General features: G+C 71.1%; 27 protein-coding genes and 1 tRNA gene. 12 read left to right on the forward strand and 16 right to left on the reverse strand.

The features are described from left to right. Positions 1–21: 21 nt before the first annotated feature. Both ACIQID_RS14420 and ACIQID_RS14425 read left to right on the forward strand, forming a co-directional pair. Complete coding sequence (locus ACIQID_RS14420; RefSeq protein ID WP_331201945.1) at positions 22–1,713, forward strand: HAMP domain-containing sensor histidine kinase; 1,692 nt, start codon at positions 22–24, stop codon at positions 1,711–1,713. Positions 1,714–1,838: 125 nt separating this feature from the next. Continuing rightward, positions 1,839–2,126 carry a WXG100 family type VII secretion target gene (locus ACIQID_RS14425; RefSeq protein ID WP_400286351.1) on the forward strand — a complete coding sequence of 96 codons (288 nt, stop codon included), beginning with the start codon at positions 1,839–1,841 and terminating at the stop codon, positions 2,124–2,126. Positions 2,127–2,200: 74 nt separating this feature from the next. On the opposite strand, the gene groL is transcribed toward ACIQID_RS14425, so the two are convergent. From groL to ACIQID_RS14445, 4 genes are all read right to left on the reverse strand, one after another. After that, on the reverse strand, positions 2,201–3,820 hold the full coding sequence (groL, locus tag ACIQID_RS14430; RefSeq protein ID WP_136051540.1) for a chaperonin GroEL: 1,620 nt from the start codon (positions 3,818–3,820) through the stop codon (positions 2,201–2,203). 124 nt (positions 3,821–3,944) lie between these two features. Beyond that, positions 3,945–4,511: a LytR C-terminal domain-containing protein gene (locus ACIQID_RS14435; protein WP_331201946.1), complete on the reverse strand. Its 567-nt coding sequence runs from the start codon at positions 4,509–4,511 to the stop codon at positions 3,945–3,947. 71 nt (positions 4,512–4,582) lie between these two features. After that, positions 4,583–4,843, reverse strand: a complete 261-nt coding sequence (locus tag ACIQID_RS14440) for a DUF3263 domain-containing protein (protein WP_312675410.1) — start codon at positions 4,841–4,843, stop codon at positions 4,583–4,585. Positions 4,844–4,852: 9 nt separating this feature from the next. Beyond that, positions 4,853–5,845, reverse strand: coding sequence for a DUF2332 family protein (locus ACIQID_RS14445; RefSeq protein WP_400286355.1), 993 nt, complete (start codon positions 5,843–5,845; stop codon positions 4,853–4,855). 71 nt (positions 5,846–5,916) lie between these two features. On the opposite strand from ACIQID_RS14445, the gene msrB reads away from it, so the two are divergent. Beyond that, positions 5,917–6,321: a peptide-methionine (R)-S-oxide reductase MsrB gene (msrB, locus tag ACIQID_RS14450; protein WP_312675412.1), complete on the forward strand. Its 405-nt coding sequence runs from the start codon at positions 5,917–5,919 to the stop codon at positions 6,319–6,321. Then, a complete protein-coding gene (locus ACIQID_RS14455) occupies positions 6,318–6,989 on the forward strand; it encodes a nitroreductase family protein (RefSeq protein ID WP_400286359.1) in 672 nt (223 codons plus the stop codon). The genes msrB and ACIQID_RS14455 overlap by 4 nt, the downstream gene beginning before the upstream one ends. On the opposite strand, the gene ACIQID_RS14460 is transcribed toward ACIQID_RS14455, so the two are convergent. Then, positions 6,986–7,900 (reverse strand): DMT family transporter, encoded by a 915-nt coding sequence (locus ACIQID_RS14460; RefSeq protein WP_331202183.1) that lies wholly within the window; start codon positions 7,898–7,900, stop codon positions 6,986–6,988. The genes ACIQID_RS14455 and ACIQID_RS14460 overlap by 4 nt on opposite strands. A 164-nt stretch (positions 7,901–8,064) precedes the next feature. On the opposite strand from ACIQID_RS14460, the gene ACIQID_RS14465 reads away from it, so the two are divergent. From ACIQID_RS14465 to ACIQID_RS14480, 4 genes are read left to right on the forward strand one after another with little or no spacing between them, the layout of a single operon-like run. Continuing rightward, entirely contained in the window at positions 8,065–8,976 is a 912-nt protein-coding gene (locus ACIQID_RS14465) for an ABC transporter ATP-binding protein (RefSeq protein WP_400286362.1), read from the forward strand. Beyond that, positions 8,973–9,797: an ABC transporter permease gene (locus ACIQID_RS14470; protein ID WP_400286365.1), complete on the forward strand. Its 825-nt coding sequence runs from the start codon at positions 8,973–8,975 to the stop codon at positions 9,795–9,797. The genes ACIQID_RS14465 and ACIQID_RS14470 overlap by 4 nt, the downstream gene beginning before the upstream one ends. 8 nt (positions 9,798–9,805) lie before the next feature. Further along, positions 9,806–11,074, forward strand: a complete 1,269-nt coding sequence (locus ACIQID_RS14475; protein WP_400286368.1) for a sensor histidine kinase — start codon at positions 9,806–9,808, stop codon at positions 11,072–11,074. Beyond that, positions 11,071–11,739: a response regulator gene (locus tag ACIQID_RS14480; RefSeq protein WP_400286371.1), complete on the forward strand. Its 669-nt coding sequence runs from the start codon at positions 11,071–11,073 to the stop codon at positions 11,737–11,739. The genes ACIQID_RS14475 and ACIQID_RS14480 overlap by 4 nt, the downstream gene beginning before the upstream one ends. 7 nt (positions 11,740–11,746) lie before the next feature. Here the strand turns inward: ACIQID_RS14480 and ACIQID_RS14485 are convergent, their stop codons facing one another. The 4 genes from ACIQID_RS14485 to ACIQID_RS14500 form a co-directional block, all read right to left on the reverse strand. Then, positions 11,747–12,700: an aldo/keto reductase gene (locus ACIQID_RS14485; protein ID WP_400286374.1), complete on the reverse strand. Its 954-nt coding sequence runs from the start codon at positions 12,698–12,700 to the stop codon at positions 11,747–11,749. 217 nt (positions 12,701–12,917) lie between these two features. Further along, positions 12,918–13,205, reverse strand: a complete 288-nt coding sequence (locus ACIQID_RS14490; RefSeq protein ID WP_400286377.1) for a hypothetical protein — start codon at positions 13,203–13,205, stop codon at positions 12,918–12,920. Between the two features lie 113 nt (positions 13,206–13,318). Next, positions 13,319–13,394, reverse strand: a tRNA-Thr gene (locus ACIQID_RS14495). Positions 13,395–13,436: 42 nt separating this feature from the next. After that, entirely contained in the window at positions 13,437–14,387 is a 951-nt protein-coding gene (locus ACIQID_RS14500) for a thioredoxin domain-containing protein (RefSeq protein ID WP_312675423.1), read from the reverse strand. A gap of 228 nt (positions 14,388–14,615) precedes the next feature. Here ACIQID_RS14500 and ACIQID_RS14505 point away from each other — a divergent pair, with 228 nt between their 5' ends. Both ACIQID_RS14505 and ACIQID_RS14510 read left to right on the forward strand, forming a co-directional pair. Beyond that, complete coding sequence (locus ACIQID_RS14505) at positions 14,616–15,719, forward strand: ABC transporter ATP-binding protein (RefSeq protein ID WP_187662078.1); 1,104 nt, start codon at positions 14,616–14,618, stop codon at positions 15,717–15,719. A gap of 80 nt (positions 15,720–15,799) precedes the next feature. Continuing rightward, positions 15,800–17,101, forward strand: a complete 1,302-nt coding sequence (locus tag ACIQID_RS14510) for a DUF4032 domain-containing protein (RefSeq protein ID WP_400286383.1) — start codon at positions 15,800–15,802, stop codon at positions 17,099–17,101. Positions 17,102–17,137: 36 nt separating this feature from the next. Here ACIQID_RS14510 and ACIQID_RS14515 read toward each other — a convergent pair whose 3' ends face one another. The 5 genes from ACIQID_RS14515 to ACIQID_RS14535 form a co-directional block, all read right to left on the reverse strand. Further along, positions 17,138–17,779: an NAD(P)H-binding protein gene (locus ACIQID_RS14515; protein ID WP_331201954.1), complete on the reverse strand. Its 642-nt coding sequence runs from the start codon at positions 17,777–17,779 to the stop codon at positions 17,138–17,140. 14 nt (positions 17,780–17,793) lie between these two features. Continuing rightward, positions 17,794–18,798 carry a 23S rRNA (guanosine(2251)-2'-O)-methyltransferase RlmB gene (rlmB, locus tag ACIQID_RS14520; protein WP_136051549.1) on the reverse strand — a complete coding sequence of 335 codons (1,005 nt, stop codon included), beginning with the start codon at positions 18,796–18,798 and terminating at the stop codon, positions 17,794–17,796. Further along, positions 18,791–20,197, reverse strand: coding sequence for a cysteine--tRNA ligase (cysS, locus tag ACIQID_RS14525; protein WP_312675431.1), 1,407 nt, complete (start codon positions 20,195–20,197; stop codon positions 18,791–18,793). The genes rlmB and cysS overlap by 8 nt, the downstream gene beginning before the upstream one ends. 9 nt (positions 20,198–20,206) lie before the next feature. Then, positions 20,207–21,454, reverse strand: a complete 1,248-nt coding sequence (gene ispD, locus ACIQID_RS14530; RefSeq protein WP_400286389.1) for a 2-C-methyl-D-erythritol 4-phosphate cytidylyltransferase — start codon at positions 21,452–21,454, stop codon at positions 20,207–20,209. Between the two features lie 68 nt (positions 21,455–21,522). Next, positions 21,523–22,005, reverse strand: a complete 483-nt coding sequence (locus ACIQID_RS14535; RefSeq protein WP_050722636.1) for a CarD family transcriptional regulator — start codon at positions 22,003–22,005, stop codon at positions 21,523–21,525. A 134-nt stretch (positions 22,006–22,139) separates the two neighbouring features. On the opposite strand from ACIQID_RS14535, the gene ACIQID_RS14540 reads away from it, so the two are divergent. Then, positions 22,140–22,610: a DNA modification methylase gene (locus ACIQID_RS14540; RefSeq protein ID WP_312675435.1), complete on the forward strand. Its 471-nt coding sequence runs from the start codon at positions 22,140–22,142 to the stop codon at positions 22,608–22,610. A gap of 59 nt (positions 22,611–22,669) precedes the next feature. On the opposite strand, the gene ACIQID_RS14545 is transcribed toward ACIQID_RS14540, so the two are convergent. After that, positions 22,670–23,353, reverse strand: coding sequence for a response regulator transcription factor (locus ACIQID_RS14545; protein ID WP_071328841.1), 684 nt, complete (start codon positions 23,351–23,353; stop codon positions 22,670–22,672). Continuing rightward, positions 23,350–24,573 (reverse strand): ATP-binding protein, encoded by a 1,224-nt coding sequence (locus tag ACIQID_RS14550; protein WP_312675436.1) that lies wholly within the window; start codon positions 24,571–24,573, stop codon positions 23,350–23,352. Before ACIQID_RS14550 ends, ACIQID_RS14545 begins: the two co-directional genes overlap by 4 nt. Before the next feature lie 215 nt (positions 24,574–24,788). Here ACIQID_RS14550 and phoU point away from each other — a divergent pair, with 215 nt between their 5' ends. Then, positions 24,789–25,487 carry a phosphate signaling complex protein PhoU gene (gene phoU, locus ACIQID_RS14555; RefSeq protein ID WP_187662086.1) on the forward strand — a complete coding sequence of 233 codons (699 nt, stop codon included), beginning with the start codon at positions 24,789–24,791 and terminating at the stop codon, positions 25,485–25,487. Positions 25,488–25,564: the final 77 nt, after the last annotated feature.

The following is a 25,564-nucleotide window of genomic DNA, read 5'->3' on the forward strand; positions in this document are numbered from 1 at the left end:
CGCCGCACCAGGGAGGACCGCATGGCGCACAAGCCCGATGCGGTCACCGCATGGTGGCGGCGCATCAGCCTCCGCGCGAAGGTCACCGGCGTCACGGTCGCCGTGCTGGCGCTGGGTCTCCTCGTCGCCGGAATCGGCACCGTGCCGCTGCTGCGGAACGCCCTCGTGGAGAACATCAACGCGCAGCTTCCCGCGCTGGTGACCAGCGACCTCGTCGACCGCTACTTCGACACGACGACCATCGACGGCGTCACCACCTACACGCCGCGGGATGAAAAGCCCCGGGACTTCTCCTTCGCGGTCTACGACGCGGAGGGCGCCCTGCGCGCGACGGCCCCCAGCGCCTCCGGTCGCGCACCGGTGTTCCCCGCGGAGTACTCCCTGTCGGACGCCCAGGCGAACGAGGATCAGGTGCTCGCGCTGGAGGACGCGGACGGCCGCGTCTACCACGCCGCCGCCGCCGTGGTGCAGCAGGAGGGCGACCCCCTGAGCATCCAGATGGTGGCTCTCCCCCTCGCCGAGGCCGACCGCATCATCAGCCAGTACTTCGGCATCTACATCACCATCGCCCTCATCACGATCCTCGTCGCGGCTCTACTCACCCGGGGCCTGGTGACGCTGACGTTCCGCCGCCTCGGGCAGGTCGAGCAGACCGCCATGTCGATCGCCGCCGGCGACTTCCGGCAGCGGCTCACGGATCTCGAGCCGACCACCGAGGTCGGGCGCCTGAATGCGGCCATCAACACGATGCTCGACCGGGTGGACCGTTCGCTGGCCCAGCGTGACCGCACCGTGCAGCACATGCGACGGTTCATCGGCGACGCCAGCCACGAGTTGCGCACGCCGCTCGTCAGCGTCCGCGGCTATGCCGAGCTGTATCGCATGGGTGCGATCAAGGGCGAGGAGGACACCGCCCGCGCGATGGAGCGCATCGAGAAGGAGGCGATCCGCATGGGCGTCCTCGTGGAGGACCTGCTCGCGCTCGCACGGCTCGACGAGGAGCGCGAGCCGCAGATCGTCCCGCTCGACCTGCGCCCCATCGCTCGCGATGCCGCCCTCGACGTCCGGGCCGCAGCCCCGGGCCGGGTCATCTCCGTGATCGACCGCACGCTCGAGAACGTCCCCACCGCTCCCATCCGCACACCGGTCGTGCCCATCGCCCCGGAGCCCGCTCCGAAGACGCGCCCCCGCGCCACCCTCTCGCGCCTGCGTCGCCGTGCGCGACCGCAGGAGCAGCCGCCCGCCATCGACTTCACCGAGGTGGCCGACATCCCGGTGCGGACCCCGCCGATCGTGCTCGGCGAGGAGAACAAGGTCCGTCAGGTCGTCACGAACCTCCTGGGCAACGCCCGCCGCTTCTCCCCCGCGGACAGCCCGATCGAGATCGTCGTGGACTCCGACCGGGTGGCGGGCACCGCGAGCATCTCGATCGTCGACCACGGCGAGGGTGTGCCACCGCAGATCCGGGAGCAGATCTTCGAGCGGTTCTGGCGCGCGGACACGTCCCGGGCGCGGGAGACCGGCGGATCCGGCCTGGGACTGGCGATCGTCGCCTCCATCCTCAAGGCGCTCAACGGCGACATCGCGGTGTCCGAGAGCCCGGGAGGCGGCGCCACGTTCACGGTCACGCTCCCGCTCGCACCCGCACGGTCGACGCCGGAGCATCTCCTCGAGGACACGCAGCCGCTGGATCGGCTCGACGACCTCCCCTAGGTTCTCTCTCCTGCACAGACCTCTCGCGGAGCGTTCTTCTCCCGGGTTCCGGACCGGACGCGGGCTCGCCTTTTCGGGGGCACCGCAGCCCCCGTAGCGTCGGAGCATCCTCGAAGGGAGATCCCATGACCGTCTTCACCGTCGACACCGACGCCGTCCACGCGGCGGAAGCCGCGACCCGCGCCACCATCGAGCGCCTGCGCGCCGAATCCGCCACCCTCATGTCCCAGCTCCGGCAGCTGCAGACCGTCTGGGTGGGTACGGCCTCCGCCGCCTTCCAGGGCTGCGCCGAGGAATGGCAGGGCGCCCAGCAGCACGTCGAGCTCGTCCTGGACGGGATCGGCACCTCGCTCGGCACCGTGGCCACGCAGCATGCCGAGGCGGACCAGTACTCCGCGAGCCTGTTCCGCTGATCGCACGCAGAAAGCCCCCGGCCGAAGCCGGGGGCTTTCTGTGTGAGACCTGGGTCCCTGAACCTGTCGAAGGGTCAGAAGTCCATGCCACCCGTGGGGTCACCGGCGGGAGCAGCGGCCTTCTCGGGCTTGTCCGCGACGACGGCCTCCGTCGTGAGGAACAGCCCGGCGATCGACGCGGCGTTCTGCAGCGCGGAGCGCGTGACCTTCGCCGGGTCGATGATGCCCTGTGCGAACATGTCGCCGTACTCGCCGCTGGCCGCGTTCAGGCCCTGGCCCGCGGGGAGCTCGGACACCTTGTTGGCCACGACGCCCGGCTCCAGACCGGCGTTCAGCGCGATCTGCTTCAGCGGAGCCTCGATCGCGACGCGCACGATGTTCGCACCGGTCGCCTCGTCGCCCTCGAGCGACAGGGCGTCGAGCGCCTTCGTGCCCGACTGGATGAGCGCGACGCCACCACCGGGGACGATGCCCTCCTCGACCGCTGCCTTCGCGTTGCGGACGGCGTCCTCGATGCGGTGCTTGCGCTCCTTGAGCTCGACCTCGGTCGCCGCACCGGCCTTGATGACCGCCACGCCGCCGGCGAGCTTCGCCAGGCGCTCCTGGAGCTTCTCGCGGTCGTAGTCGCTGTCGGTGTTCTCGATCTCGCGACGGATCTGCGTGACGCGACCCTCGATCTGGTCGGCCTCACCGGCACCCTCGACGATCGTGGTCTCGTCCTTGGTGACGATGACCTTGCGCGCACGACCCAGCAGGTCGAGCGTGGCGTTCTCGAGCTTCAGGCCCACCTCTTCGGTGATGACCTGGCCACCCGTGAGGATCGCGATGTCCTGCAGCTGCGCCTTGCGGCGGTCGCCGAAGCCGGGAGCCTTGACGGCGACCGACTTGAAGATGCCCTTGAGCTTGTTCAGCACGAGGGTCGCAAGGGCCTCACCCTCGACGTCCTCGGCGATGATGACGAGCTCCTTGCCGTCCTGGATCACCTTGTCGACGATCGGCAGCAGGTCCTTGATGTTGGAGACCTTCTGGTTCGCGATGAGGATGTACGGGTCCTCGAAGACGGCTTCCTGGCGCTCCGGGTCCGTGACGAAGTACGGGTTCAGGTAGCCCTTGTCGAAGCGCATGCCCTCGGTGAGCTCGAGCTCGGTGCCGAAGGTCTGCGACTCCTCGACGGTGACGACGCCCTCCTTGCCCACCTTGTCGATGGCCTCGGCGATGAGCTCGCCGATGGCGGGGTCGGCGGCGGAGATGGAGGCGGTCGCGGCGATCTGCTCCTTGGAGTCGATCTCCTTCGCCGAGCTCAGCAGCTCCTCGGTGATCGCGGCGACGGCCTTCTCGATGCCGCGCTTGAGGGAGATGGGGTCGGCGCCGGCCGCGACGTTGCGCAGACCCTCGCGGACCAGGGCCTGGGCGAGCACCGTGGCGGTCGTCGTGCCGTCACCGGCGACGTCGTCGGTCTTCTTGGCGACCTCCTTGACGAGCTCCGCACCGATCTTCTCGTACGGGTCGTCCAGCTCGATCTCCTTGGCGATGGAGACACCGTCGTTCGTGATCGTGGGAGCGCCCCACTTCTTCTCGAGCACGACGTTGCGACCACGCGGGCCGAGGGTCACCTTGACCGCGTCGGCGAGGATGTTGAGGCCACGCTCGAGGCCGCGGCGGGCCTCCTCATCGAAGGCGATGATCTTTGCCATGAGTTTTGTCGTCCCTCCTGGACGTAGACGGTGGGTTTAGCACTCAGAGTGAGAGAGTGCTAACGCCATTCTGGCACTCGACACCATCGAGTGCAAGCCGTGCGGTCCGGTGGGGAGACCGGCGTCAGGGCGCGGGAGTCTCGGGCACCGACGCGGCGCGGTCGAGACCGATCACGATGGTGAGCTGCTTCTGCCCGTCCTCCGTCTGGCCCGCGTAGTAGTCGCTCTGCTGCACCTCGGCACCGCCGATGACTCCGGCGAGGCCCTGGGCGGCCTCCTCATCCTCGGCGCTGACGTAATAGACGGTCGTCGTGGCGAAGTCGTCGCTCTCGCTGTCGCTGGCGAGCACCGTGTCCGCCGCCCATCCGGCGTTGATGAGGGTGTCGCGCATCTGGTCGTCCAGACCGTTGTCCGGGGTGGCGTTCAGGATGAGCACCGAGTAGGTCGGGTCGATCACCCCGGTCTCCTCCGGCGTGGCCACCGCGGAGGGCGCGGAATCCGGGAAGAGCTCGATGCGTCCCATGACGGCCAGGGCGCCGAAGATGCCGGCGATGATGAGCACGAGGGCGGCGACGAACGACCACAGGAGCACGACCCAGCCGTTCATGCCCGGGGCTTCGGCGCGGTGTGCTCCCACGCGTCCGGTGGAACGGGGGACCTCGTCGAAACGGTCACGGGGGGGCTTGGACACCCCTCGATGCTAGCGGCACGTCCCTGGCAAACCGTTCCGCGACGGGCCCGATCGGCGCGGTCGCCGACCGTTCAGCCCGTGAAGCCGGGGATCCGCGCGGCCCGCCTGGCGCCGCGGGCGTCCCGGAGACGACGCAGGCGCCGCACGAGCATCGGGTCGAACGCGAGCGCGGCCTCGGAGTCGATCAGCCGGCCGAGCAGCTGGTAGTACCGCGCCGCGCTCATGCCGAGCGTGCTGCGGATGACCTCCTCCTTCATGCCGCCATGCCGCGGCCAGGCGGCCTCCAGGGCGAGGATCGCGCGGTCGCGCTCCGTGAGGTGGTCTGCGGACATGCCCTCAGATTAGGTCGTCGGCAGGCGATCCTCGGCGCGCCACTCCCACCACGCCCCGAGCGGGTCGGCGGCGGCGCGCACGCGGCCGTCGTGAGCGACGACGAACCCCGGCCAGCTCTCGGCGGCGACCGGCGGATCCCAGACGTCGAGGAGGCCCGGCGGGTCGATCGTGACCCAGTGCGCCGGGAGTCCCGCGATCCTCGCGACCAGCTCCGACCGCTCCGCCCGCGGGATGTGCACGAGCACCCCGGGGGTGGTGATGACGAGAGTGGCGTCCGCCGGAGCCGACGCCGCCAGATCCTCCAGGTGGGCGGCCGCGTCTCCGGCGACGAGGAGCGGAGGGTCGGCGGCGACGATGTCGAGCGCGGCGGTGATGCGCTGCTCCCTCCCCTCCTCTCCGGGCCACACGAGCGCGCGGAGCCAGCGCCGGTCGTCGGCGGCCGCCGCGTCCAGCGGGGCGAGGTCGATGCCCGCGCGCCAGACCACCTCGGGCAGGCGCAGCGGCGGGAGGTCACCCGACACGACGCTCTCCAGGACCACCGTCGAGGGGCCGACGCTCGGGTCGAGGGCGTGACGGAGCCGACCGTCCGCGTCCGTGAAGCGGTACGAGTAGCGATCGGGATACAGGCACAGACCCGCCGCGGCCCCGATCTCCAGCAGCGCGATCGGCCCGTCGATCTCGGAGAGCACAGGCAGCAGCGCGGCGGTCCGGAGCGGTTCGTTGGTCTGCAGGGCCCGGCGGGTGCACTCCTGGACGAGCCGATCGGCATGCGCGAGGGCGAACCGACGCCACTCCCGATACGGCCGGTGACCGGCCCCGAGCAGGCGGGAGACGGCGAAGACGAGGGGAGGCTGTCGGCGGGTCGCGGGTATCCGGGCCAGCAGCTCCCTCACCTCCGGGTCGGCGGCGACCCCGGCCGCCCACTCCGCGTACAGCGCGCTGCGCCCCGGGGCCTCCGTCGCCGCGAACCGGGCGTAGCGCTCCTGCACGGCATCGGTCATGCGTCCATTCTGACGCGAAGCGCCACCGGCGCTCCGCACGAGAGAGAATGGAGAGGACTCAGGAGGACACGATGCCCTACAGCGTGAACAAGACCGAAGACGAGTGGCGCGAAGAGCTCGGCGAGGAGCAGTACGCCGTGCTGCGCCAGGCGGCGACCGAGCGCGCCTGGACGGGCGAGCTGCTCGACGAGGAGCGCGCCGGCCTCTACACCTGCGGCGCCTGCGGTGCGGAGCTCTTCAAGAGCGGCACCAAGTTCGACTCCGGATGCGGCTGGCCGAGCTTCTACGAGTCGGTCCGCCCGGACGCGGTCGAGCTGCTCGAGGACGACAGCCTCGGGATGGTCCGCACCGAGGTCCGCTGCGCGAACTGCGGTTCGCACCTCGGGCACGTCTTCCCCGACGGCTTCGGCACGCCCACGGGCGACCGCTACTGCATGAACTCGATCGCGCTGAACTTCACGCCCGACGAGCCGTGAGCGCGCTCGACGCCGTTCGCGCCCGGCAGTCCTGGTCGAAGGTCGGCGACACGGCTCCCGACCGTGAGGAGCTGGTGACGCTCGTCGGCGCCGCCGGCCGCGTCGCGGACCACTCGTCGCTGCGCCCCTGGCGTCTGATCGAGCTCCGCGGCACAGACCGCGAGGCTCTCGGCGCCGCGATCGCAGAGGCGCAGGGCGATGCGGAGCCGTCGACCAAACCGCTGCGGGCCCCGCTCCTCATCGCGGTGGTCGCCAGCTACCGTCCGAGCGAGAAGGTGCCGCGCTGGGAGCAGGAGGCGGTGGCCTCCGGGGTCGCCCATGTGCTGAGCCTGCTGCTCGACGAAGCGGGGTGGGGCGTCATCTGGCGCACCGGCCACTACACCCGCTCGGAGCCGGTCGCGCGCATGCACGGACTGGGGTCGGACGAGGAGCTCCTCGGCTGGCTCTACGTCGGCGCGAAGCCCGAGGGCAAGAGCCCTGGACGTCGCAAGACCGTCGACGCCCGCGCGCTCCTGACCCGCCCCCCGAAGCCCTCCCCGGAGGCCCGAGCGGCAGCCGAGGCGCCGGCGCAGGAGGCCGAGAGGAAGAAGGCCGCGAAGGCCGAGAAGAAGGCGCGCAAGAAGGCGAAGAAGAAGGCCGCGAAGGCTGCGAAGAAGAGCCGCTCCTAGAGCCGGCGGCGTCGCCAGGGCACCGCGACCAGCACCGAGCCGACGGCCACGATCACCATCGCGACCACCTGCCACAGCGCCGGTCCCGCCTGCGCCGGCCAGAGCAGGTCGATCACGACGGACGTGACGAGCTGTCCGAGCACCGAGCCCAGGCCCATCAGCAGGACGCCGGTGTGGGCGACGATGAAGGCGCCGAGCAGGATGTACCCCGCCCCCAGGAAGCCGCCGATGTAGAGCCACGGCTCGGTCGGCAATGCGGCCGGCCACCCCCGCACGGCGACGCTGATGCCGGCGGCGACCGCGAGCACCAGGGTGCCGGCGATGAAGCTCATGAGCGTGGCGGCGATCGGCGACTGCACGCGCTGGGCCAGCCGTCCGTTCGTCGCCGCCTGCCAAGCGATGCCGACACCGGCGGCGAAGGGCAGCAGCAGCATCCACAGCGGAGCGGTCGCCAGCACGTCGCCGGAGAGGGAGATCCCGACCGCGGCGAGCGCGAGGACGCCGCCCATCACGCGACCGGGGGTGACGGCGACGACGCCGGCCGGACCGAAGCCGATGCGGTCGAGCACGAGGCCGTGCAGCGTCTGTCCCGCCACCACGCCGACGGTGAAGAGCGAGACGCCCAGGATGCCCGCCGTCAGCCCCTGGGTGGAGACGGTGAGCGCGCCGCAGGCTCCCCCGAGGAGCATCCAGAACGGGATCCGGCGGTCCCGGACACCGCGACCGAGACGCATCGCACCGCGGCGCGCCGAAGGCAGGAAGGAGATGACCACGGCGAGGGCCACGAGCCCGACCGCGAAGGAGAGGAACCCCGCGACGATGCCGTTGTCCACGCGCACGCCCAGGACCCCGTTGATGCGCGCCTGGATCGCGGTCATGACCCCGATCGCGACGGCTCCGCCGAGCGCCACAGGGGCGGGAAGGCGGCGGGCGGCGGTCACCTCTCGACACTATCGGAGCCTCCGCGCCCACCTGTCCTCCACCGCACCGTCCTCCTGGAGGACGACGGCACCGCACCGGGGAATCGTCCTCCGGGAGGACGCGCCGCGGCCCGGCGATCCGTAGCGTGGGGACCATGATCACCGCAGAAGGCCTCACCAAGAGATTCGGGGACAAGACCGCCGTCGACGGCGTGTCCTTCACCGTGCAGCCGGGGACCGTCACCGGCTTCCTCGGACCGAACGGCGCAGGGAAGTCGACGACCATGCGCATGATCGTCGGGCTGGACCGTCCGTCGGCCGGCCGGGCGACCGTCGCCGGGCGGGAGTACCGCAAGCTCCGCGCGCCCCTCACCGAGGTCGGCGTGCTCCTCGACGCCAAGGCCGTGCACACCGGTCGGACCGCGCGCGACCACCTCCGGGCGATGGCCGCCACGCACGGCATCCCGACGTCGCGCGTCGACGAGGTCATCGAGCTGGCCGGCATGGGCTCGGTCGCCCGCAAGCGCGCCGGGAAGTTCTCGCTCGGCATGGGGCAGCGCCTCGGGATCGCCTCCGCGCTTCTCGGCGACCCGCACACCCTCATCCTCGACGAGCCGGTCAACGGCCTCGATCCGGAGGGCGTCCGCTGGGTGCGGCAGTTCGTCCGGCATGCCGCCTCCGAGGGCCGCACGGTCCTGCTGTCCAGCCACCTCATGAGCGAGATGGCCCAGACCGCCGACCACGTCATCGTGATGGGACGGGGCAAGGTCCTCGCCGACGCCCCGCTCGCGGAGCTGGTCCGCTCCTGGACGACGAACCGCGTGCGCGTGCGGACGCCGCGCCCGACCGACCTCGTGGCCGCGGTGGGCGGCCCGGACGTGGAGATCGTCAGCGCTGCTCCCGACCTGCTCGACATCGCCGGGCTCCCCGCAGCGCGCATCGGCGACCTCGCCGCGGAGCGCGGGATTCCGCTGCACGAACTCACCCCGACCACCGGATCCCTCGAAGAGGCCTACCTCGCCCTCACCGGCGACGCCGTCGAGTACCGCACGAAGGAGCTCTCATGACCGCCGCCCCCGCCGTGACGACCCCGGCCGTCGCGCCCCCCGCCGTCGACTCGGGTCGGCGCCTCACCTTCGCACGCGCCGTGCGCGGTGAGGCGATCAAGCTCATCACCCTCCGGTCGACGTGGTGGTCCATCGCGATCGCCGCCGTGCTCACGATCGGCATCGCCGTCCTCATCGCCCAGGCGATCGACGCCCCCGGGTTCGACCCGATCCAGGCCGTCGTCATGCCGATCCAGTTCACGATGCTGCTCGCCGGCATCATCGGAGCGATCTCGGTGACCGGCGAGTACTCCACGGGCATGATCCGCTCGACGCTGACCGCCGACCCGATCCGCGGCTCCGTGCTGCTGGCGAAGTCGCTCGTGCTCGCGGGCTTCCTGTTCCTGTCGTCGCTGGTCATCTTCGGCGCCGCGGCGGCCGCGGTCTCCGCCGTCGTCGCGGGACGCGAGCAGGGCATCGACTGGTCGGACCCCGCGGCCTCCGTCCTGCCGATCGTGGTCGCCTCCCTCGCCATGGCCGTCTTCGCGCTGATCGGCGTGGCGTTCGGCTTCGTCCTGCGCTCGGGCGCCGGGGCGATCGCGGCGACCGTCGGCCTGCTGTTCGTCCTGCCGATCGTCGCGAGCTTCTTCGCGATGGCGGGAGAGGCCTGGGCCTGGGTGATCGACGCCTCCGCCTACCTGCCCGTCGCCGCCGCGCAGAGCGCGATCCTGCCCGGTGACACGGCGACGCTGGATGCTCCGGTCGCCTACCTCACCCTCGGCTGCTGGGTGGTCGGTGGCCTGCTGGCCGCATGGGCCGTCCTCCGCACGCGCGACGCGTAGGAGACCCGGTGCCGGCGAAGCGACGCGGAACGGACACCGTCCGGGAGGACGAGGGGCTGCGGCTCCCTCGTCCTCCCGGCGTGTTCCGGCGTTTCTGGGCGCGCCATCCCGTCCTCGCCGACGTCCTGCTCACCCTGCTCTGCATCATCCTCACGATCACGCCCGCCGCACGCATCGATGGCACCGACAGAGGACCGATCGGCCTCGTGCTCGCCGCCCTGCTGCCGCTGGGCGTGGTCGCGGCCTCCGCCACCCTGCTCTGGCGCCGACGGAAGCCCTGGCTCCCCGCGGTCGCGGCGATCCTGCTCGACGTGTTCCTGCTGTTCACCGTGCTGCCGGGGAGCAGCCCGCTGCTGCTGTTCGCCGGGTACTCGCTCGCCGTGTACCGCTCCGCCCGTGCCGCGTGGACTGCTTTCGGCATCGGCGTCGCCGCCACCGCATCCGGAGCCGGCCTTCTCCTCTGGGCCGGCGTCTTCACGCTCCAGGGGGCGGTCAACGCCCTGCTCGGCACGGTCGTGCTCGGGCTCATCGGCACGCTGATCGGCGTGAACGTCGGGAACCGGAAGCGCTATCTGGACGCCGTCATCGACCGCTCCCGGCAGCTCCTCGTGGAGCGGGACCAGCAGGCGCAGCTCGCCGCGGCGGCGGAGCGGGCACGGATCGCGCGGGAGATGCACGACATCGTGTCGCACTCCCTCACCGTGGTCGTGGCACTGTCCGAAGGGGCGGCCGCGACCCCGGACCGCGAGCAGGCGCGTGCGGCGGCCACCTCCGCGGCGGACACCGCCCGCAGCGCGCTCACGCAGATGCGGGCGATGCTCGGCGTGCTGCGAGACGACGACGCCCCACTCCTCCTCGCGCCGGTCTCGCCCGCCTCCCCACAGGAGACCGTCGCGGCGGCGCAGCGGACCGGTTATCCGGTCACCCTCGCCACGACGGGGCAGGCGGATGTCTCGTCCGACGTCGCCCATGCGCTCGGACGGATCGTGCAGGAGGGGGTGACGAACGCGATGCGGCACGCGCCGACCGCGACGACCGCGGCCGTGCGTCTGGAGTACGCGCCCGCTACCGTGGTCGTCGAGATCGTCAACGACGGCGCTGCGGGCTCCCCTGCAGAAGGAGGCTTCGGCCTCCGCGGTCTCCTCGAGCGCGCCGCTCACGTCCGCGGCACACTGGAGTCACGGCCGGACGGCGCGGGCCGATGGATCCTCCGTGCCGTCCTGCCGACATCGTCCGAGGCTCCGGCCGTGACGCCGAGCGGAGAGGGGAAGACATGACATCGCCCATCCGTGTGCTCCTGGTCGACGACCAGGAGCTGATCCGCCTGGGGTTCCGCATGGTCCTGGAGGCGGAGCCCGACATCGTCGTGATCGGCGAAGCCGCCGACGGGAAGGCGGCGATCGCGCAGAGCGCCGCGCTCGCCCCCGACCTCGTGCTGATGGACATCCGCATGCCCGAGCTCGACGGTATCGCGGCGACGACGGCCATCGTCGGCGCCCACCCCGAGACGAAGGTGCTCGTCCTCACCACCTTCGACCTCGACGAGTACGCCTTCGGCGCGATCCGGGCCGGTGCCAGCGGGTTCCTCCTGAAAGACGCCCAGCGCCACGAGATGCTCTCCGCCGTCCGTGCCGTGCACCGCGGGGACGCCGCCTTGGCGCCGAGGATCACCCGCATGCTGATCGAGCACGTCGGCCCGCAGCTCGGCGCCTCCCCCGTCGACGAGATCGAGGATGCCGGGTACCGCTCGCTGACCGAACGCGAGCGCGAGGTGTTCCTTGCGATCGGCCAGGGGCTCACCAACGCCGAGATCGCGACGACCCTCTACGTCGGCGAGTCCACGGTGAAGACGCACGTCGGGCGGATCCTGGCGAAGCTCGGGGCGCGGGACCGGATCCACGCCGTGATCCTCGCGCACCGGCTCGGCCTCGTCGGTCGGTGAGAGCGGGTCAGCCCTGCGGCGGCGTCCACGCGGAGACGCGGTTCAGGCGCTCGACCTCCTCCGTCGACAGCTCCAGCCGCGCTCCGGCGAGCAGATCCGGCACCTGATCCACCGTCCGGGCGCTCGCGATGGGAGCCACCACGGTCGGCTGCGCGCGCAGCCAGGCCAGGGCGGTCGCGGCGACCGAGGCACTGTGCGCTCCACCGACCTCGTCCAGCGTCTCGATGATCCGAAGTCCAGCCGCGGTGGCGTACTTCGCGGCGCCGGCGGCCCGCGGGGACTCCGCTCCCCCGGCGTCCGTCGAGCGGTACTTGCCGGTGAGGAAGCCGCTGGCCAGCGCGTAGTACGGCACGAGGCTCAGCCCGAACTCCTCGGCGACGGGGATGATGGTGTCCTCCACGTCGTTGCGATGCACGAGGTTGTAGTGCGGCTGGACGGCCACCGGTCGCGCGACGCCGAGTCGGTCCGCGATGTCGATCCACTGACGGATGCGGTCGGCCGTGTAGTTCGACACCGCCACGTGCCGCACGAGCCCGTCCGTGACGAGGCCGCCGAACGCCTCGACCGTCTCCTCCAGCGGCACGGACTCGTCGTCGAAGTGCGCGTAGTAGAGGTCGATCTCGTCCACTCCGAGGCGAGCGAGCGACGCTTCGGCCGCCCGACGGACGTTCCCGGCCGAGAGACCGCGGAAGGCGGGGTGCTGGCTGACCTTGGTCGCCACGACGACGCCCTGGGGCCGCCGCGACGCGAGCCATGCCCCGATGATCGTCTCGCTCTCGCCGCCCTCGTTGCCGGGGACCCAGGCACTGTAGGAGTCCGCCGTGTCGATGAAGTCGCCACCCCCGTCGACGAAGGCGTCGAGGACGGCGAAGGAGGCGTCACGGTCGGCGGTCCAGCCGAACACGTTGCCGCCGAGGGCGAGGGGGAAGACGTCGAGGTCACTGGAGCCGATGCGGGTCATGTCCGAGACAACCGCTGTGAGCGGCGCGAACATTCCCGCGGCGGGGCGGAAAGATGCGCAGGTGGCCGGGGCGGGGTGCCGACCACCTGCACCCCAGTAACATAACACCCTCCGAAGTGATACGCGATATGCAAGCGGGGGACGTCACGGCACGCAGAGGCGTCGCGATCACGCGAAGGGTTCGGCCAGAGAGAGCCGACTCCGGGACCCGGGCCGGCTATCGGCGGCCCGCGTCTGCTCCGTGTCGCGCTTCGAAGTCTCGGATGTCCCGCAGCGCGCGCCTCACCGTGAGCACGTACGCGATCGCCAACACCCCGCTCACCGCCCCGACGGCCACCCGCATCACATCGAGGGCGCGCGCGTCCGTCAGAAGACCAGAGCTCGGCCACCAGGCGGCGCTCACCGTCCAGAACACGGCGAGCACGATCGCCCACGTCCTCCGTCGCTGCAGTGCGAGCCGCTGCTGGATCAGCGACGGGCCGGGCTCGTCCGCGGGTTCGCTCATGCGCAGAGCCTAGCGCTGGGCCCGGGTGCCGGCGAGGTGGGCAGCACTCCTCGCCGAGATGCGCGAAAGGCCCGCATTCCCCGTGTTTCCCGGGGGATGCGGGCCTTCCCGTATGGAGCCGACTACGGGACTCGAACCCGTAACCCCCGTATTACAAGTACGGTGCGCTACCAATTGCGCCAAGTCGGCGGATGCCATCACAGCTTAGCGATGGCGGGGACGCGCGACGGACTACTCCGCCGGCGCCGAGGTGGCGGTCGGGGTGGGCGTCGGAGACGTGGACTCGTAGTACGCCTCGCTGGCGACGGACATGACGAACGTCGACAGCTCCTGCGGGTCATCCAGCGCGCCGACGTAGGCCTCGCCGTTGACGACGATCATCGGCGCGGCCGTGAGCACGAGGTCGTCGGAGCCGGGGAGCGGCCCCTTGAGCGCACGCGTCGTGGCCTCCTTGGCCCAGTTGACGTAGTCGCCGTCCTGGATGCACGAGCGCACGGTCTTGGCGTCGTCCACGCCGACCGCCCCCGCGAGGTTGGCGAGCTCCTCGTCCGACATCCCGTCGCTGCCCACGTCGGGCTGGTCGTCGAGCAGGTCGTGGTTGAAGGCGTAGAACTGGTCCGGCGAGTGGGTGGCCACGCACGCGGCGGCAGCGGCGGAACGCAGCGAGTACTTCGTGCCGTTGGAGCTGGCGGTGAGCAGAGCGACCGGGTGGTAGCTGACGGTCGCGGCGCCGTCCTCGATCCACTGGGCGAGCAGACGGGCGTTGGCGCGCTCGAACTTGCCCGCATCGGGCGAGAGGTAGTCGACGTAGACGTGGACCTCGACGGCGCCGGCCGCGGACGGCTCGGGCGACGGCGTCTCACTGGCCCCGGCCTCGCCGGGCTCGGGGTCCGGCGTGGGGGACGCGGTGCCGGCGATCGCGGCGGAGGCGATGTCCGTCACCACGACGCCGTCGGCCTCCATGCCGCTCGGGCTGAGCTGCGGCTTGGACGTCTGCGAGGTCACGGCGAGCGTCACGGCGGTCCCGATCGCACCGACCGCGATGATCGCGACCGCACCGATGATGATCCGTCGCATGAGACGCGCCCGCGACTGCTGGGCGTGCACCTTCTGTGCCTTCTCCCGCACGGCCTCGCGCGAATTGCGAGGGGCGGGGACGTTCGGCGTTTCGTCGCTCGACATCGTTCCTCTTGAGTCTCAGGGGGTCCGGGTTGGCCCCGACCACCGTCGGGCGGTGATCGCCGCTGCGCACGGCCGGGTTCGATGCTAACCAGTGAGGCTGAGAAATACCCAGGTGCGGCCGTTCGTGCCATACTGATCCCGACCCGATGGAGGGTCACGGCGGGTCGCTCCGCCGCTTCATTCACTACGGATCGTCCGGCACGTACCTGCCGGTGAAGGAGAAACACGATGGCATCTGTGACTTTCGACGAGGCCACCCGCCTGTACCCCGGCGGCACCCGTCCGGCTGTCGACAAGCTCAACCTCGAGGTGGGAGACGGCGAGTTCCTCGTCCTGGTCGGTCCCTCCGGTTGCGGTAAGTCCACCTCCCTCCGCATGCTCGCCGGCCTCGAAGAGGTCAACTCCGGCCGCATCCTCATCGGCGACCGCGACGTCACCGACGTGCCGCCGAAGGACCGCGACATCGCGATGGTGTTCCAGAACTACGCGCTGTACCCGCACATGACCGTGGCCGAGAACATGGGCTTCGCGCTCAAGATCGCCGGCGTCGGCAAGGAGGAGCGCGCCGCGCGTGTCCTCGAGGCCGCGAAGCTCCTCGACCTGGAGCAGTACCTCACCCGCAAGCCGAAGGCCCTCTCCGGTGGTCAGCGTCAGCGTGTCGCCATGGGTCGCGCGATCGTCCGTCAGCCCCAGGTCTTCCTCATGGACGAGCCGCTGTCGAACCTCGACGCGAAGCTCCGTGTCCAGACCCGTACGCAGATCGCGTCGCTGCAGCGTCGTCTCGGCGTCACCACGGTCTACGTCACGCACGACCAGACCGAGGCGCTCACCATGGGTGACCGCATCGCCGTGCTCAAGGACGGCCTGCTCCAGCAGGTCGGCTCGCCGCGCGACCTGTACGAGAAGCCGGAGAACGTCTTCGTCGCCGGCTTCATCGGCTCGCCCGCGATGAACCTGTTCTCGGCCGACCTGGCCGACGGCGGCGTGCGCTTCGGCACCGAGGTCGTCCCGCTCGACCGCGACACCGTGGGCCGCGCCAACGGCTCGCAGGTCACGGTCGGCGTCCGCCCCGAGGACATCACGGTCGGCCCGGCCGACGGCCAGGGCCTGTCGGTCGTCGTCGACCTCGTCGAGGAGCTCGGCGCCGACGGCTACCTCTACGGCCACACCGAGATCAACGGCAAGCGCACCGACCTCGTCGCCCGCGTCGACGGCCGCAACCACCCGAACGCCGGCGAGACCGTCACCCTCGCCGCGAACCCGGGCCACGTGCACGCCTTCGACCTGGAGTCCGGCGACCGCCTGAACGACAAGCCGGTCGTCTCCGCCTGATCGGAGAGCACCCATCCGCGGCGCGGGCTGACTTCGGTCGCCCGCGCCGCGTCTTTTCCCGGTACCCCTCAGGAGCACCCATGCAGGAATCCCTTCGGATCACGGCCAAGACGGTCGACCCCGGGCTGCTCTCGCTGCCGTGGTCGACGCCCCTGGAGAAGTGGCCGTCCGAGCACATCGTCTCGCTGCCCAAGGGCCTGTCCCGCCACCTCGTCCGCTTCGCCGACCTCTCCGGTCGCGTGGTGGCGGTCAAGGAGACGACGACGGAGATGGCGCGCCGGGAGTACGAGATGCTCGGCAACCTCTCGCGCCTCGACGTGCCGTGCGTGGAACGCGTCGCGGTGATCGCGGGGCGCACCGACGCGTCGGGGACGCCGCTCCCGGCGGCGCTGGTCACCTCGCACCTGCGCTTCTCGATGCCCTATCGGGCGCTGTTCACCCGGGTGCTCCGTCCGGACACGGCCACCCGCCTCGTCGACGCTCTGGCGCTGCTGCTCGTGCGCCTGCACAACGTCGGCTTCTACTGGGGCGACGTCTCGCTCTCCAACACCCTGTTCCGCCGGGATGCCGGAGCGTTCGCGGCATACCTCGTCGACGCGGAGACCGGAGAGCTGCACGAAGAGGGGCTCACGGACGGACAGCGCGCCTACGACCTGGATCTCGCCCGCACGAACATCGCCGGCGAGATCATGGACCTCGCCGCAGGCGGTCGTCTGGAGCACGGCGTCGACGCCGTCGCCATCGCGGACGGCATCGTGTCGTCGTACCGGTCGCTGTGGGCCGAGCTCACCGCGCAGGAGTCCTTCTCCGCCGCCGAGACCTGGCGCATCACGGAACGCGTCGAACGGCTCAACGCACTGGGCTTCGACATCGACGAGATGTCGATGTCGACGACCGCGGACGGCACCGTGGTGGAGATCCAGCCCAAGGTCGTCGACGCGGGACACCACCAGCGCCGGCTCATCCGCCTCACCGGTCTCGACGTCGAGGAGAACCAGGCCCGACGGCTCCTCAACGACCTCGACGAGTTCCGTGCCCGCTCCACCAAGCAGTGGGCGGACGAGGAGATGTACGCCCACGAGTGGCTCACGCGCGTCTTCGAACCCGTCGTGCGCGCCATCCCGTACGACCTGCGCGCCAAGCTGGAGCCGGCTGAGGTGTTCCACCAGGTGCTGGAGCACCGCTGGTACCTGTCCCAGGCGCAGGGACGCTCGGTGGCCCTTGCGGAGGTGCTGACGAGCTACATCAACGACGTGCTCCGCCACCGGCGCGACGAAGCCACCATCATGGGGCCGCCGACCGAGACGATGGGCCTCCCCGTCGTCACCGGCACGCTGGCGCTCGGTGACGACGACGAGGTGGACTGGCGCGACCTCGTCTGAGGCGGCCCGTCCGGACCGGTGCCGCGCCGGACGGCGTCAGTAGCCGACCGTGAACCGCTCGCGGTGGTGGTTTCCCTGCTCGATCTCGTCGACGATAGCGACGGCGAAGTCCGCTCCCGAGATGAAGGACTTGCCTTCCTCGTCGCGCACGAGCACGTCGCCGCCGTCCCGGTAATGTCCGGTGCGCTCTCCCTCGGCCCACGGCCCGAAGACCTCGGCCGGGTGCACGAAGAACCAGTCCAGGCTGTCCTCCGTGCGCTCCAGGAGCGCGAGCGCGTCGATGCCGACCTGCGCCTCGTGCTTGTACTCCTCCGGGAAGTCCTGATCGAACAGACGGGGCCCGCCGGGGGCGACCAGGCTGCCGCCCGCGCCACCCACGACGCCCAGCCGGGTCTCGGTGCCGTCGAGCAGCCCGACGACGTTCGTCAGCGCCTCCAGGACGCGGTCCTCCATGTCACCGCGCGGCGAGAGTGCGGAGACCACCGCGTCCGCGCCCGCGAACGCCTCGGTCAGCGTCGCCGGGTCGAGCGCCGACCCCTGGACATACGCCGCACCCGCGACCGGATCCGCGGGGGCCGAGCGCGAGATGGCGACGACCGCGTGATCGCGGCTCACCGCCTCCGCGACGATGTGGCGTCCGGCGTAGCCGGTTCCTCCCAGGACGATGATGCGGGCCATGGTGTTCCTCTCGGTCAGCCTGCGGCGCGGACGGTCGCGACCTGGTAGAGCGCGACCGAGGCCGCGATGCCGGCGTTCAGCGACTCGGTCGCCGCGGAGATGGGGATGGAGACGATCTGGTCGCAGGTCTCGGTCACGAGGCGGGACAGACCCTTGCCCTCCGAGCCCACGACGATGACGACGGGGCGGTCCGCCAGCTCCAGCGCCGGCAGCGAGACGTCGCCGTCGCCGTCGAGTCCGAGCACGAACACTCCCTGCTTCTTGAACTCCTTGAGCTGCGTGGTGAGGTTCGAGGCCAGCGCGACCGGGATACGGGCAGCCGCGCCCGCACTCGTCTTCCACGCCGCGGAGTTCACCCCGGCGGAACGGCGCTGCGGCAGGATGATGCCGTGGCCCCCGAACGCCGCCGTCGAGCGGATGATCGCACCGAGGTTGCGAGGGTCGGTGATCCCGTCGAGGGCGACGAACAGCGGCGTCTCGCCGCGATCGATGACCTCTTCCAGGAGGTCCTGCGGGTGGGCGTACTCGTACGGCGGCACCTTGAGGGCCACGCCCTGGTGCACGCCGTCGAAGCCGGCCATCCGGTCGAGCTCCTGACGGGTGACCTCGAGCACCGGGATGTCGCGGTGGGTCGCGATCGACAGCATCTCCTTGACGCGGTCGTCCATCTCGACGCGCTGCGCGATGTACATCGCGGTCGCCGGGATCTTCGCGCGCAGCGCCTCGAGCACCGAGTTGCGCCCGGTGACCGTCTCGGTGTCGTTGGTGTTGTCCTTCGACCTGGCGTTGCGATTCGGGTTGCCCCCGGAGGCGGGACGCCCTCCGGGCTTGCCCTTGCCCCCGGCGGCGGCGAAGCGCTCGGCCGCGGCCTTGCGCTTACCGGCGGGGTGCCACGCGCGGTCCTCCGCCTTCGGCGTGGGGCCGCGCCCTTCGAGCGCCTTGCGCCCGAGGCCTCCCGTGCCCTTGGTGGGGCCCTTCTTGTTTCCCTTGCTCGCGCCGGGGCGCCCTGGCTTAGCCATCGATACTCCAATGAGTTCCGGCCGGAGTGTCCTCCAGCGTGATTCCTGCGGCGGCGATCGCGTCTCGGATGCGATCCGCCGCCGCCCAGTCCTTCTCCGCGCGCGCGGTGGCGCGCTGCGCGATCATCTCCTGCACCAGCGCGTCCAGCGCCGCTGCCTGCGCGCCGTCGGCGCCCCGGAGGTCCTGCTCCCCACCCAGTCCGAGCACGCCGGTCATGGCGAGCACCGCCTGCGCCGCGTCCAAGGCCGTGGCTGTGTCCCCCGCGTCCAGCGCCGAGTTCCCGGCCCGCACACTCTCGTGCACGACGGCCAGCGCCTGGGGCACGCCGAGGTCGTCGTCCATCGCCTCGACGAAGGCGTCGGGCAGGCTCTGCGTGTCTTCGCTGCCCCTCCCGTCGCCGCCCCCGCGGAACGCCCGGTCGAGGAACGAGCGGATACGGCCGAGCGCCGCCTCCGCCTCGGTCCACGAGGAGTCCGAGAGGTCGAGGCTCGACCGGTAGTGCGCGGCGGCGAGGGCGTATCGCACGACGAGCGGGTCCCGCTCGTCGAGCACGTCCCGCGCGAGCGTGAAGTTGCCGAGCGACTTCGACATCTTCTGTCCGTCGACGGTCACCAGGCCGTTGTGCACCCAGTAGCGGGCGAAGCCGTCTCCCGCTGCGGTCGACTGCGCGAGCTCGTTCTCATGATGAGGGAACCGCAGATCCAGGCCGCCGCCGTGGATGTCGAACTCCGCGCCGAGGTATCGCTTCGCCATGGCCGAGCACTCGATGTGCCAGCCCGGGCGCCCAGGCCCCCACGGCGACGCCCACGTCGCGTCGGCGGGCTCGTCGGGCTTGGCGCCCTTCCACAGAGCGAAGTCCTGCGGGTTGCGCTTGCCGCGCGGATCGGCGTCCTGCGCCGCCTCCATCGCGTCCACGGACTGATGGGTGAGGTCGCCGTAGGACGGCCAGGAGCGCACGTCGAAGTAGACGTCCCCCGATCCGTCGGGAGCGGGGTACGCGTGCCCACGGTCGATGAGCAGGGCGATCAGCTCCTGCATCTGCGGGACCGAGGCCGTGGCGCGGGGCTCGTAGGTCGGCGGCAGGATGCCGATGGCCGCATACGCCGCGGCGAACTCCTGCTCCATCCGGTAGGCCAGCGCCCACCACGGCTCGGAGTCCGTGGCGTTGGCGAGCACCTTGTCGTCGATGTCGGTGACGTTGCGCACGAAGGTCACGCGGCCGTACCGGTGTGTCACCCATCGGCGCAGGAGGTCGAAGCTCAGGGCCGCCCGGACGTGGCCGATGTGGGGTCCGGACTGCACCGTGGGTCCGCACACGTACATCGTGATGTTCTCGGGATCGAGAGGCACGAAGTCGCGCAGCAGCTGTGCGCGGGTGTCGTAGAGGCGGAGAGTCACCGCTCAAGCCTACTCGGCGGGCGCTGAGAGGCCCCGCTCCGCTCGCGGGATGACGACCGCGACGGCCGTGACCGCGATCCCCTCGCCCCGTCCGGGGAATCCGAGGCCGTCCGTCGTGGTGGCCGTCACCGCCACCGGAGCGCCCCCGAGCGCCGCCGACAGGGCAGCCTCGGCCTCCCCGCGACGTCCGCTGAAGCGCGGGCGGTTGCCCTGGAACTGCACCGACACGTTGCCGATCGCGAAGCCCGCCTCCGCCAGGAGTTCCGCGGTACGGGCGAGGAAGACGTCGGCGTGCGCCCCCGCGTACTCCGGATGGGCGGTGCCGAAGTGCTCGCCGATGTCGCCGAGCCCGGCGGCGCCGAGCAGGGCGTCGACGATCGCGTGGGCGACCGCGTCCCCGTCCGAGTGCCCGGAGAGCGCGGGCTCCCCCGGCCATTCCAGCCCGGCGAGCCACAGCGACCCGTCGCCGCCGAACGCATGGACGTCCGTGCCGATGCCCACGCGGGGCCCGAGCCCGGCGACCGCCGACGTACGGGGCGCCGCGGAGGGCGAGTCGGGCGCGGTCGCGACGAGGAGGCGGGCCCGCTCCAGATCGGCCGGGGTGGTGATCTTGAACGAACGCTCGGAGCCGGGGACCAGGCGTACCGGGTGCCCCGCCGCCGCGAAGAGCGCGGCGTCGTCGGTGTACTCGGCGCCCTGAGCGGTCGCCTCCGTGTAGGCCGCTTCCAGCGGCCCGCGCGGGAAGCCCTGGGGCGTCTGCGCGGCCGCGAGCTCCGCGCGGTCCACGGCACCGACGACGAGACCGTCCGCGACCCGCTTGAGGGTGTCCACGACAGGGAGGCTCGGCACCGCACCGGCGTCCCCGGCCACGGCCGCGGCCACGGCGTCGATGACGGCGGGCGGGGTGAGGGCGCGCGCCGCGTCGTGCACGAGGACCGTCGTGACGTCCCCCCAGAGGGCGGCGAGCCCCGCGGCGACCGACTCCTGCCGCGTCGCCCCTCCGGTGACCACGCGGCCCAGGTCGGCGCGATCGCCGGCGGCCTCCCGCAGCTCCGTCTCCGCGTCGCCTTCGTAGCCTGCGGGGGCCACGACCACCACCTGCAGCGGGGCCGCCGCGAAGACGCCGTCGAGGGCGTGTCGCAGGATGGTGCGGCCGTCGATGCCGACGAACGCCTTGGGCGCTCCCGCCTCGAGACGGGTGCCGGAACCGGCGGCGACGACGATGATCGCGGTATGCGGGACGGGGAGGATGCTCACAGCTTCACGTTACCCGCGGAGACGACGGAAGGCGGGTGCCGCAGCACCCGCCTTCCGTGGAGAACGTCTCAGGACGCGAGGACCTCGTCGAGCAGTGCGCCCGCCTTGTCCTCGTCGATCTTCTCGGCCAGGGCCAGCTCCGAGATGAGGATCTGCCGGGCCTTGGCCAGCATCCGCTTCTCGCCCGCGGACAGGCCGCGGTCCTGGTCACGGCGCCACAGGTCGCGCACGACCTCGCTCACCTTGATGACATCGCCGGACGCGAGCTTCTCCAGGTTCGCCTTGTACCGGCGCGACCAGTTGGTGGGCTCCTCGGTGAACGGCGCACGCAGCACCTCGAACACGTGGTCGAGGCCCTCCTTGCCGATCACGTCGCGGACGCCGACGAGGTCGACGTTCTCGGCCGGGACCTCGATGATGAGATCGCCCTGCGTAACGTTGAGCTTCAGGTATTTCTTCGTCTCGCCCTTGATGATGCGTTCCTTGACCTCGATGATGGTCGCAGCGCCATGGTGCGGATAGACGACGGTCTCGCCAACCTCAAAAAGCATAAAAACATGTCCTTTCGGCAACCTCAAGGATACCACAGGGGATATGCGCTAAGGTTCGCGCTTCCCGTTCCCAGCGGTCCCTCGACTTACCCATAGAATGGGGAGGGATATCCCGTCGGACCTCAGGAGGACCCGTGAAATCGCGCCTTGTCGCGTCTGCCGCCATCAGCGCCCTCGTTCTGCTCGGCGCGACCGGGTGCACGTTCATCACGCCGCAGGCGACGAAGACCGAGTACGCCGCCTCCGACGGCGTGAACGTGTCGGACGAGGACGGCCCCATCGCCGTCCGGAACGCCCTCATCATCGCCAACGACGACGGCACGGCCGGGAACTTCGTCGGCGCGATCGTCAACCCGACGCAGGACCGCGCCACCCTGACGGTCGCCCTCGAGGGCGGCGAGCCGTTCATGATCACCGTGCCGGCCGGCGGATCGGTCAGCCTCGGCGCCGACCAGGAGCCGGTGGAGATCATCGGCCTCGACACCATGCCCGGCGCCACCGTCGCGATGCACTTCCAGTCCGGCGACTCCGCCGGTGTGACCACGCAGGTGCCCGTCCTCGACGGCACCCTGCCGTACTACTCGGACCTCGCTCCTCAGGACTGAGTCCCCGGACAGACGCGAGAGGCCGGCACCCGTGGGGTGCCGGCCTCTCGCGTCTGTCGTCACCCCTCGAAGCGATACCCCAGGCCGCGGACGGTCACGAGCATCACCGGCTCGCTGGGGTTCTCCTCGATCCGCGAGCGGATGCGCTTGATGTGCACGTCGAGCGTCTTGGTGTCGCCGAAGTAGTCGCTCCCCCACACGCGGTCGATGAGCTGGCCGCGCGTGAGCACCCGGCCGGAGTTGCGCATCAGCACCTCCAGAAGCTCGAACTCCTTCAACGGCATGTTGATCTGCTCGCCGGCCACGGACACCGTGTGACGATCGATGTCGAGCGAGACGCGCCCGCCCTCCAGCACCCGCTCGTCGAGCTCGCCCTCGGCCTGCACCACCCGCCGCAGCACCGCCCGCATCCGCGCGAGCAGCTCCCGCGACGAGTAGGGCTTGGTGATGTAGTCGTCCGCGCCGAGCTCGAGCCCCACGACGATGTCGACCTCGGAGTCCTTCGCCGTGAGCATGATGATCGGCACGGCCGAGGTCGAGCGGATCTGACGGCACACCTCGGTCCCCGGCATCCCCGGGAGCATAAGGTCGAGCAGCACGATGTCCGCGCCGCGCTCCCGGAACGCCGTCAGCGCACCGGGGCCGTCCTCGGCGATCTCCACCTCGTAGCCTTCGCGGCGGAGCAGGTACGCGAGCGGGTCGGCGAGGTCGGGCTCGTCTTCGACGAGAAGGATGCGGGTCATGCGGTCTCTCCGTTCCGGACGCGCGTCGCCCCGGTCGCGGGGGCGGCCTTGCGCGCGCGCTTCTTCTTGCTCTTCTTGCCCTGCCCGGCGTTCGCGGGAGCATCGATCCGGGGCAGGCGGATGGTGAACGTGGACCCGCGGCCGGGGCGCGACCACAGCCGCACCTCTCCCCCGTGCCGCTGGGTGGCGTGCTTGACGATGGACAGGCCGAGACCGGTGCCGCCGGTGCGCCGGGAGCGGGCCTCATCCGCGCGATAGAACCGCTCGAAGATGCGCTCGCGGTCGGCCTCGGCGATCCCGATGCCCTGATCGGACACGGCGATCTCCACGACGTCGTCGTCCGCCTTCACGCCGACGCCCACGCGGGAGCCGCGTGGGGAGTAGACGATGGCGTTGGCGATCAGGTTGCCGACCGCCTCGATGAGGATCTGCGCGTCGCCGCGGACCCAGACGCCGCGGTCGCCGCCACGGGCGAGCTCGACACCGGCGGAGTCGGCCTGCACGACGTGCGCTTCGATCGAGGAGGCGACGACCTCGTCGATCGAGACCGGGGCGACCTCGGTCAGCCCGTCCTCCGCCTGCAGACGGGACAGGCTCATGATCCGTCCGGTGAGCTGACCGAGGCGGCCCGCCTCCGCGGAGATCCGGGACGCGAACGCCCGCACCTGGGCAGGGTCGTCGGCGGCGGATTCGATGGCCTCCGCGAGCAGACTCACCGCCCCGACGGGCGTCTTGAGCTCGTGGCTGGTGTTGGCCACGAAGTCCCGGCGCATCTGGTCCAGGCGCTCCTGCTCGGTCACGTCGCGGATGATGAGGAGCACGAGACGCGTGCCGATCGCGCTCGCCCTGGCCGACACCAGGCGGGGGTCGAGGCTGAGACCGCCGCGGGTGATGCGCAGGGACTCGGTCGCCGTCTCCCCCGTCGAGCGGACGCCCCGCACGAGCTGCCGGAGCTCCGGGTTCTCGAGCGTCGATCCGACCTCGATCCCGAACCGCGCGGCGGCCTTCGACGTGGCGAGCACCAGACCGGAGACGTCGACGACGCACGCGGCGTCGTCCATGCTGCGCAGCACGTCGGTGATCCCGGTCGGGATCGTCATCGACGTCTCCTCCTCCGCCCGCGCCCGCGCCCGATAGGCCCAGACGACGAGGAGGGAGAGGCCCACCCCGATCGCCAACCCGATGGCGAGGGAGGACAGCGCGAGCTGCGGCAGGGTCATGACTCCAGCGTAGAGCGCGTTCACCGTCCATCCGGCGGGTTCCCGCGCCATCCCGGGGAGCGGAGACGTACTATTCACTCGCCGGGCACCGTTCGTTAACCTTCGGAGCAGACAATCGCTTCAGGCCTGCGCGCGCGCAGTCCTCCCCCCTGCGGACGCCCCGCCGCCCCGCGCTGGACCGTCAGCCGGGATCCGAATGAAAGGTTGCGCCCACCATGCGCGAAGTCTTCCACCAGTCCCTCGAGGACCTGCAGTCCCGCCTCGTCGAGATCGCCGAGCTCGTCACCGTATCCATCGACAAGGCGACCCGCGCCTTCGCCACGAGCGACGTCGCCCTGGCCGAGGAGGTCATCGCCGACGACGCCAAGATCGACGAGCTCGCGGTCGCGCTGGACGAGCAGGCCATCGAGATCCTCGCCCGCCAGCAGCCGGTCGCGCGCGACCTCCGCATCGTCGTCACGGCGCTCCGCGTCAGCGCGTCCCTGGAGCGGATGGGCGACATGTCCGAGCACATCGCCCAGCTCGCCCGCCTGCGCTTCCCGGAGCGCGCAATCCCGAAGGGCCTGAAGGGCACCTTCGTGAAGATGGGTGAGCTGGACGTCGAGATCTCCCGCACGCTCGCGGAGCTCCTCCGCACCCAGGACCTGAAGTTCGCGGACGCGATCCGCAACGCCGATGACGACGTCGATGAGCTGCACGCCAGCGTCTTCGAGAAGGTGCTGAGCGACAACTGGAAGGGCGAGGCCGTCGCCACGGTCGACGCGACGCTCGCGAGCCGCTACCACGAGCGGTTCGCGGACCACGCGGTCGCCGTCGCCAAGAAGGTCGTCTACCTCGCGACGGGCGACTGGCACGTCGAGGAGGAGGACATCGCCCTCGCGGTGGAGCAGCAGGAGCAGCTCGGCCACGCCTGACCGAGCCCCCGCCTTATCGCCGAGACCCCCTGCTGCAGTCGCCTGCAGCAGGGGGTCTCGGCGTGAAACCGGGGGCT

It is taken from the genome of Microbacterium sp. NPDC091676 (genome assembly GCF_044756645.1).
In the GTDB taxonomy this organism is placed as follows: domain Bacteria; phylum Actinomycetota; class Actinomycetes; order Actinomycetales; family Microbacteriaceae; genus Microbacterium; species Microbacterium paraoxydans_D.

Excerpts from the sequence above, each read along its gene's own strand:
- ACIQID_RS14420 (WP_331201945.1), top strand. The coding sequence starts at position 22 with ATGGCGCACAAGCCCGATGCGGTCACCGCATGGTGGCGGCGCATCAGC.
- ACIQID_RS14425 (WP_400286351.1), top strand. The coding sequence starts at position 1,839 with ATGACCGTCTTCACCGTCGACACCGACGCCGTCCACGCGGCGGAAGCC.
- groL (WP_136051540.1), bottom strand. The coding sequence starts at position 3,820 with ATGGCAAAGATCATCGCCTTCGATGAGGAGGCCCGCCGCGGCCTCGAG.
- ACIQID_RS14440 (WP_312675410.1), bottom strand. The coding sequence starts at position 4,843 with ATGTCCGCAGACCACCTCACGGAGCGCGACCGCGCGATCCTCGCCCTG.
- ACIQID_RS14445 (WP_400286355.1), bottom strand. The coding sequence starts at position 5,845 with ATGACCGATGCCGTGCAGGAGCGCTACGCCCGGTTCGCGGCGACGGAG.
- msrB (WP_312675412.1), top strand. The coding sequence starts at position 5,917 with ATGCCCTACAGCGTGAACAAGACCGAAGACGAGTGGCGCGAAGAGCTC.
- ACIQID_RS14465 (WP_400286362.1), top strand. The coding sequence starts at position 8,065 with ATGATCACCGCAGAAGGCCTCACCAAGAGATTCGGGGACAAGACCGCC.
- ACIQID_RS14470 (WP_400286365.1), top strand. The coding sequence starts at position 8,973 with ATGACCGCCGCCCCCGCCGTGACGACCCCGGCCGTCGCGCCCCCCGCC.
- ACIQID_RS14480 (WP_400286371.1), top strand. The coding sequence starts at position 11,071 with ATGACATCGCCCATCCGTGTGCTCCTGGTCGACGACCAGGAGCTGATC.
- ACIQID_RS14485 (WP_400286374.1), bottom strand. The coding sequence starts at position 12,700 with ATGACCCGCATCGGCTCCAGTGACCTCGACGTCTTCCCCCTCGCCCTC.
- ACIQID_RS14490 (WP_400286377.1), bottom strand. The coding sequence starts at position 13,205 with ATGAGCGAACCCGCGGACGAGCCCGGCCCGTCGCTGATCCAGCAGCGG.
- ACIQID_RS14500 (WP_312675423.1), bottom strand. The coding sequence starts at position 14,387 with ATGTCGAGCGACGAAACGCCGAACGTCCCCGCCCCTCGCAATTCGCGC.
- ACIQID_RS14505 (WP_187662078.1), top strand. The coding sequence starts at position 14,616 with ATGGCATCTGTGACTTTCGACGAGGCCACCCGCCTGTACCCCGGCGGC.
- ACIQID_RS14510 (WP_400286383.1), top strand. The coding sequence starts at position 15,800 with ATGCAGGAATCCCTTCGGATCACGGCCAAGACGGTCGACCCCGGGCTG.
- ACIQID_RS14515 (WP_331201954.1), bottom strand. The coding sequence starts at position 17,779 with ATGGCCCGCATCATCGTCCTGGGAGGAACCGGCTACGCCGGACGCCAC.
- rlmB (WP_136051549.1), bottom strand. The coding sequence starts at position 18,798 with ATGGCTAAGCCAGGGCGCCCCGGCGCGAGCAAGGGAAACAAGAAGGGC.
- ACIQID_RS14535 (WP_050722636.1), bottom strand. The coding sequence starts at position 22,005 with ATGCTTTTTGAGGTTGGCGAGACCGTCGTCTATCCGCACCATGGCGCT.
- ACIQID_RS14545 (WP_071328841.1), bottom strand. The coding sequence starts at position 23,353 with ATGACCCGCATCCTTCTCGTCGAAGACGAGCCCGACCTCGCCGACCCG.
- ACIQID_RS14550 (WP_312675436.1), bottom strand. The coding sequence starts at position 24,573 with ATGACCCTGCCGCAGCTCGCGCTGTCCTCCCTCGCCATCGGGTTGGCG.
- phoU (WP_187662086.1), top strand. The coding sequence starts at position 24,789 with ATGCGCGAAGTCTTCCACCAGTCCCTCGAGGACCTGCAGTCCCGCCTC.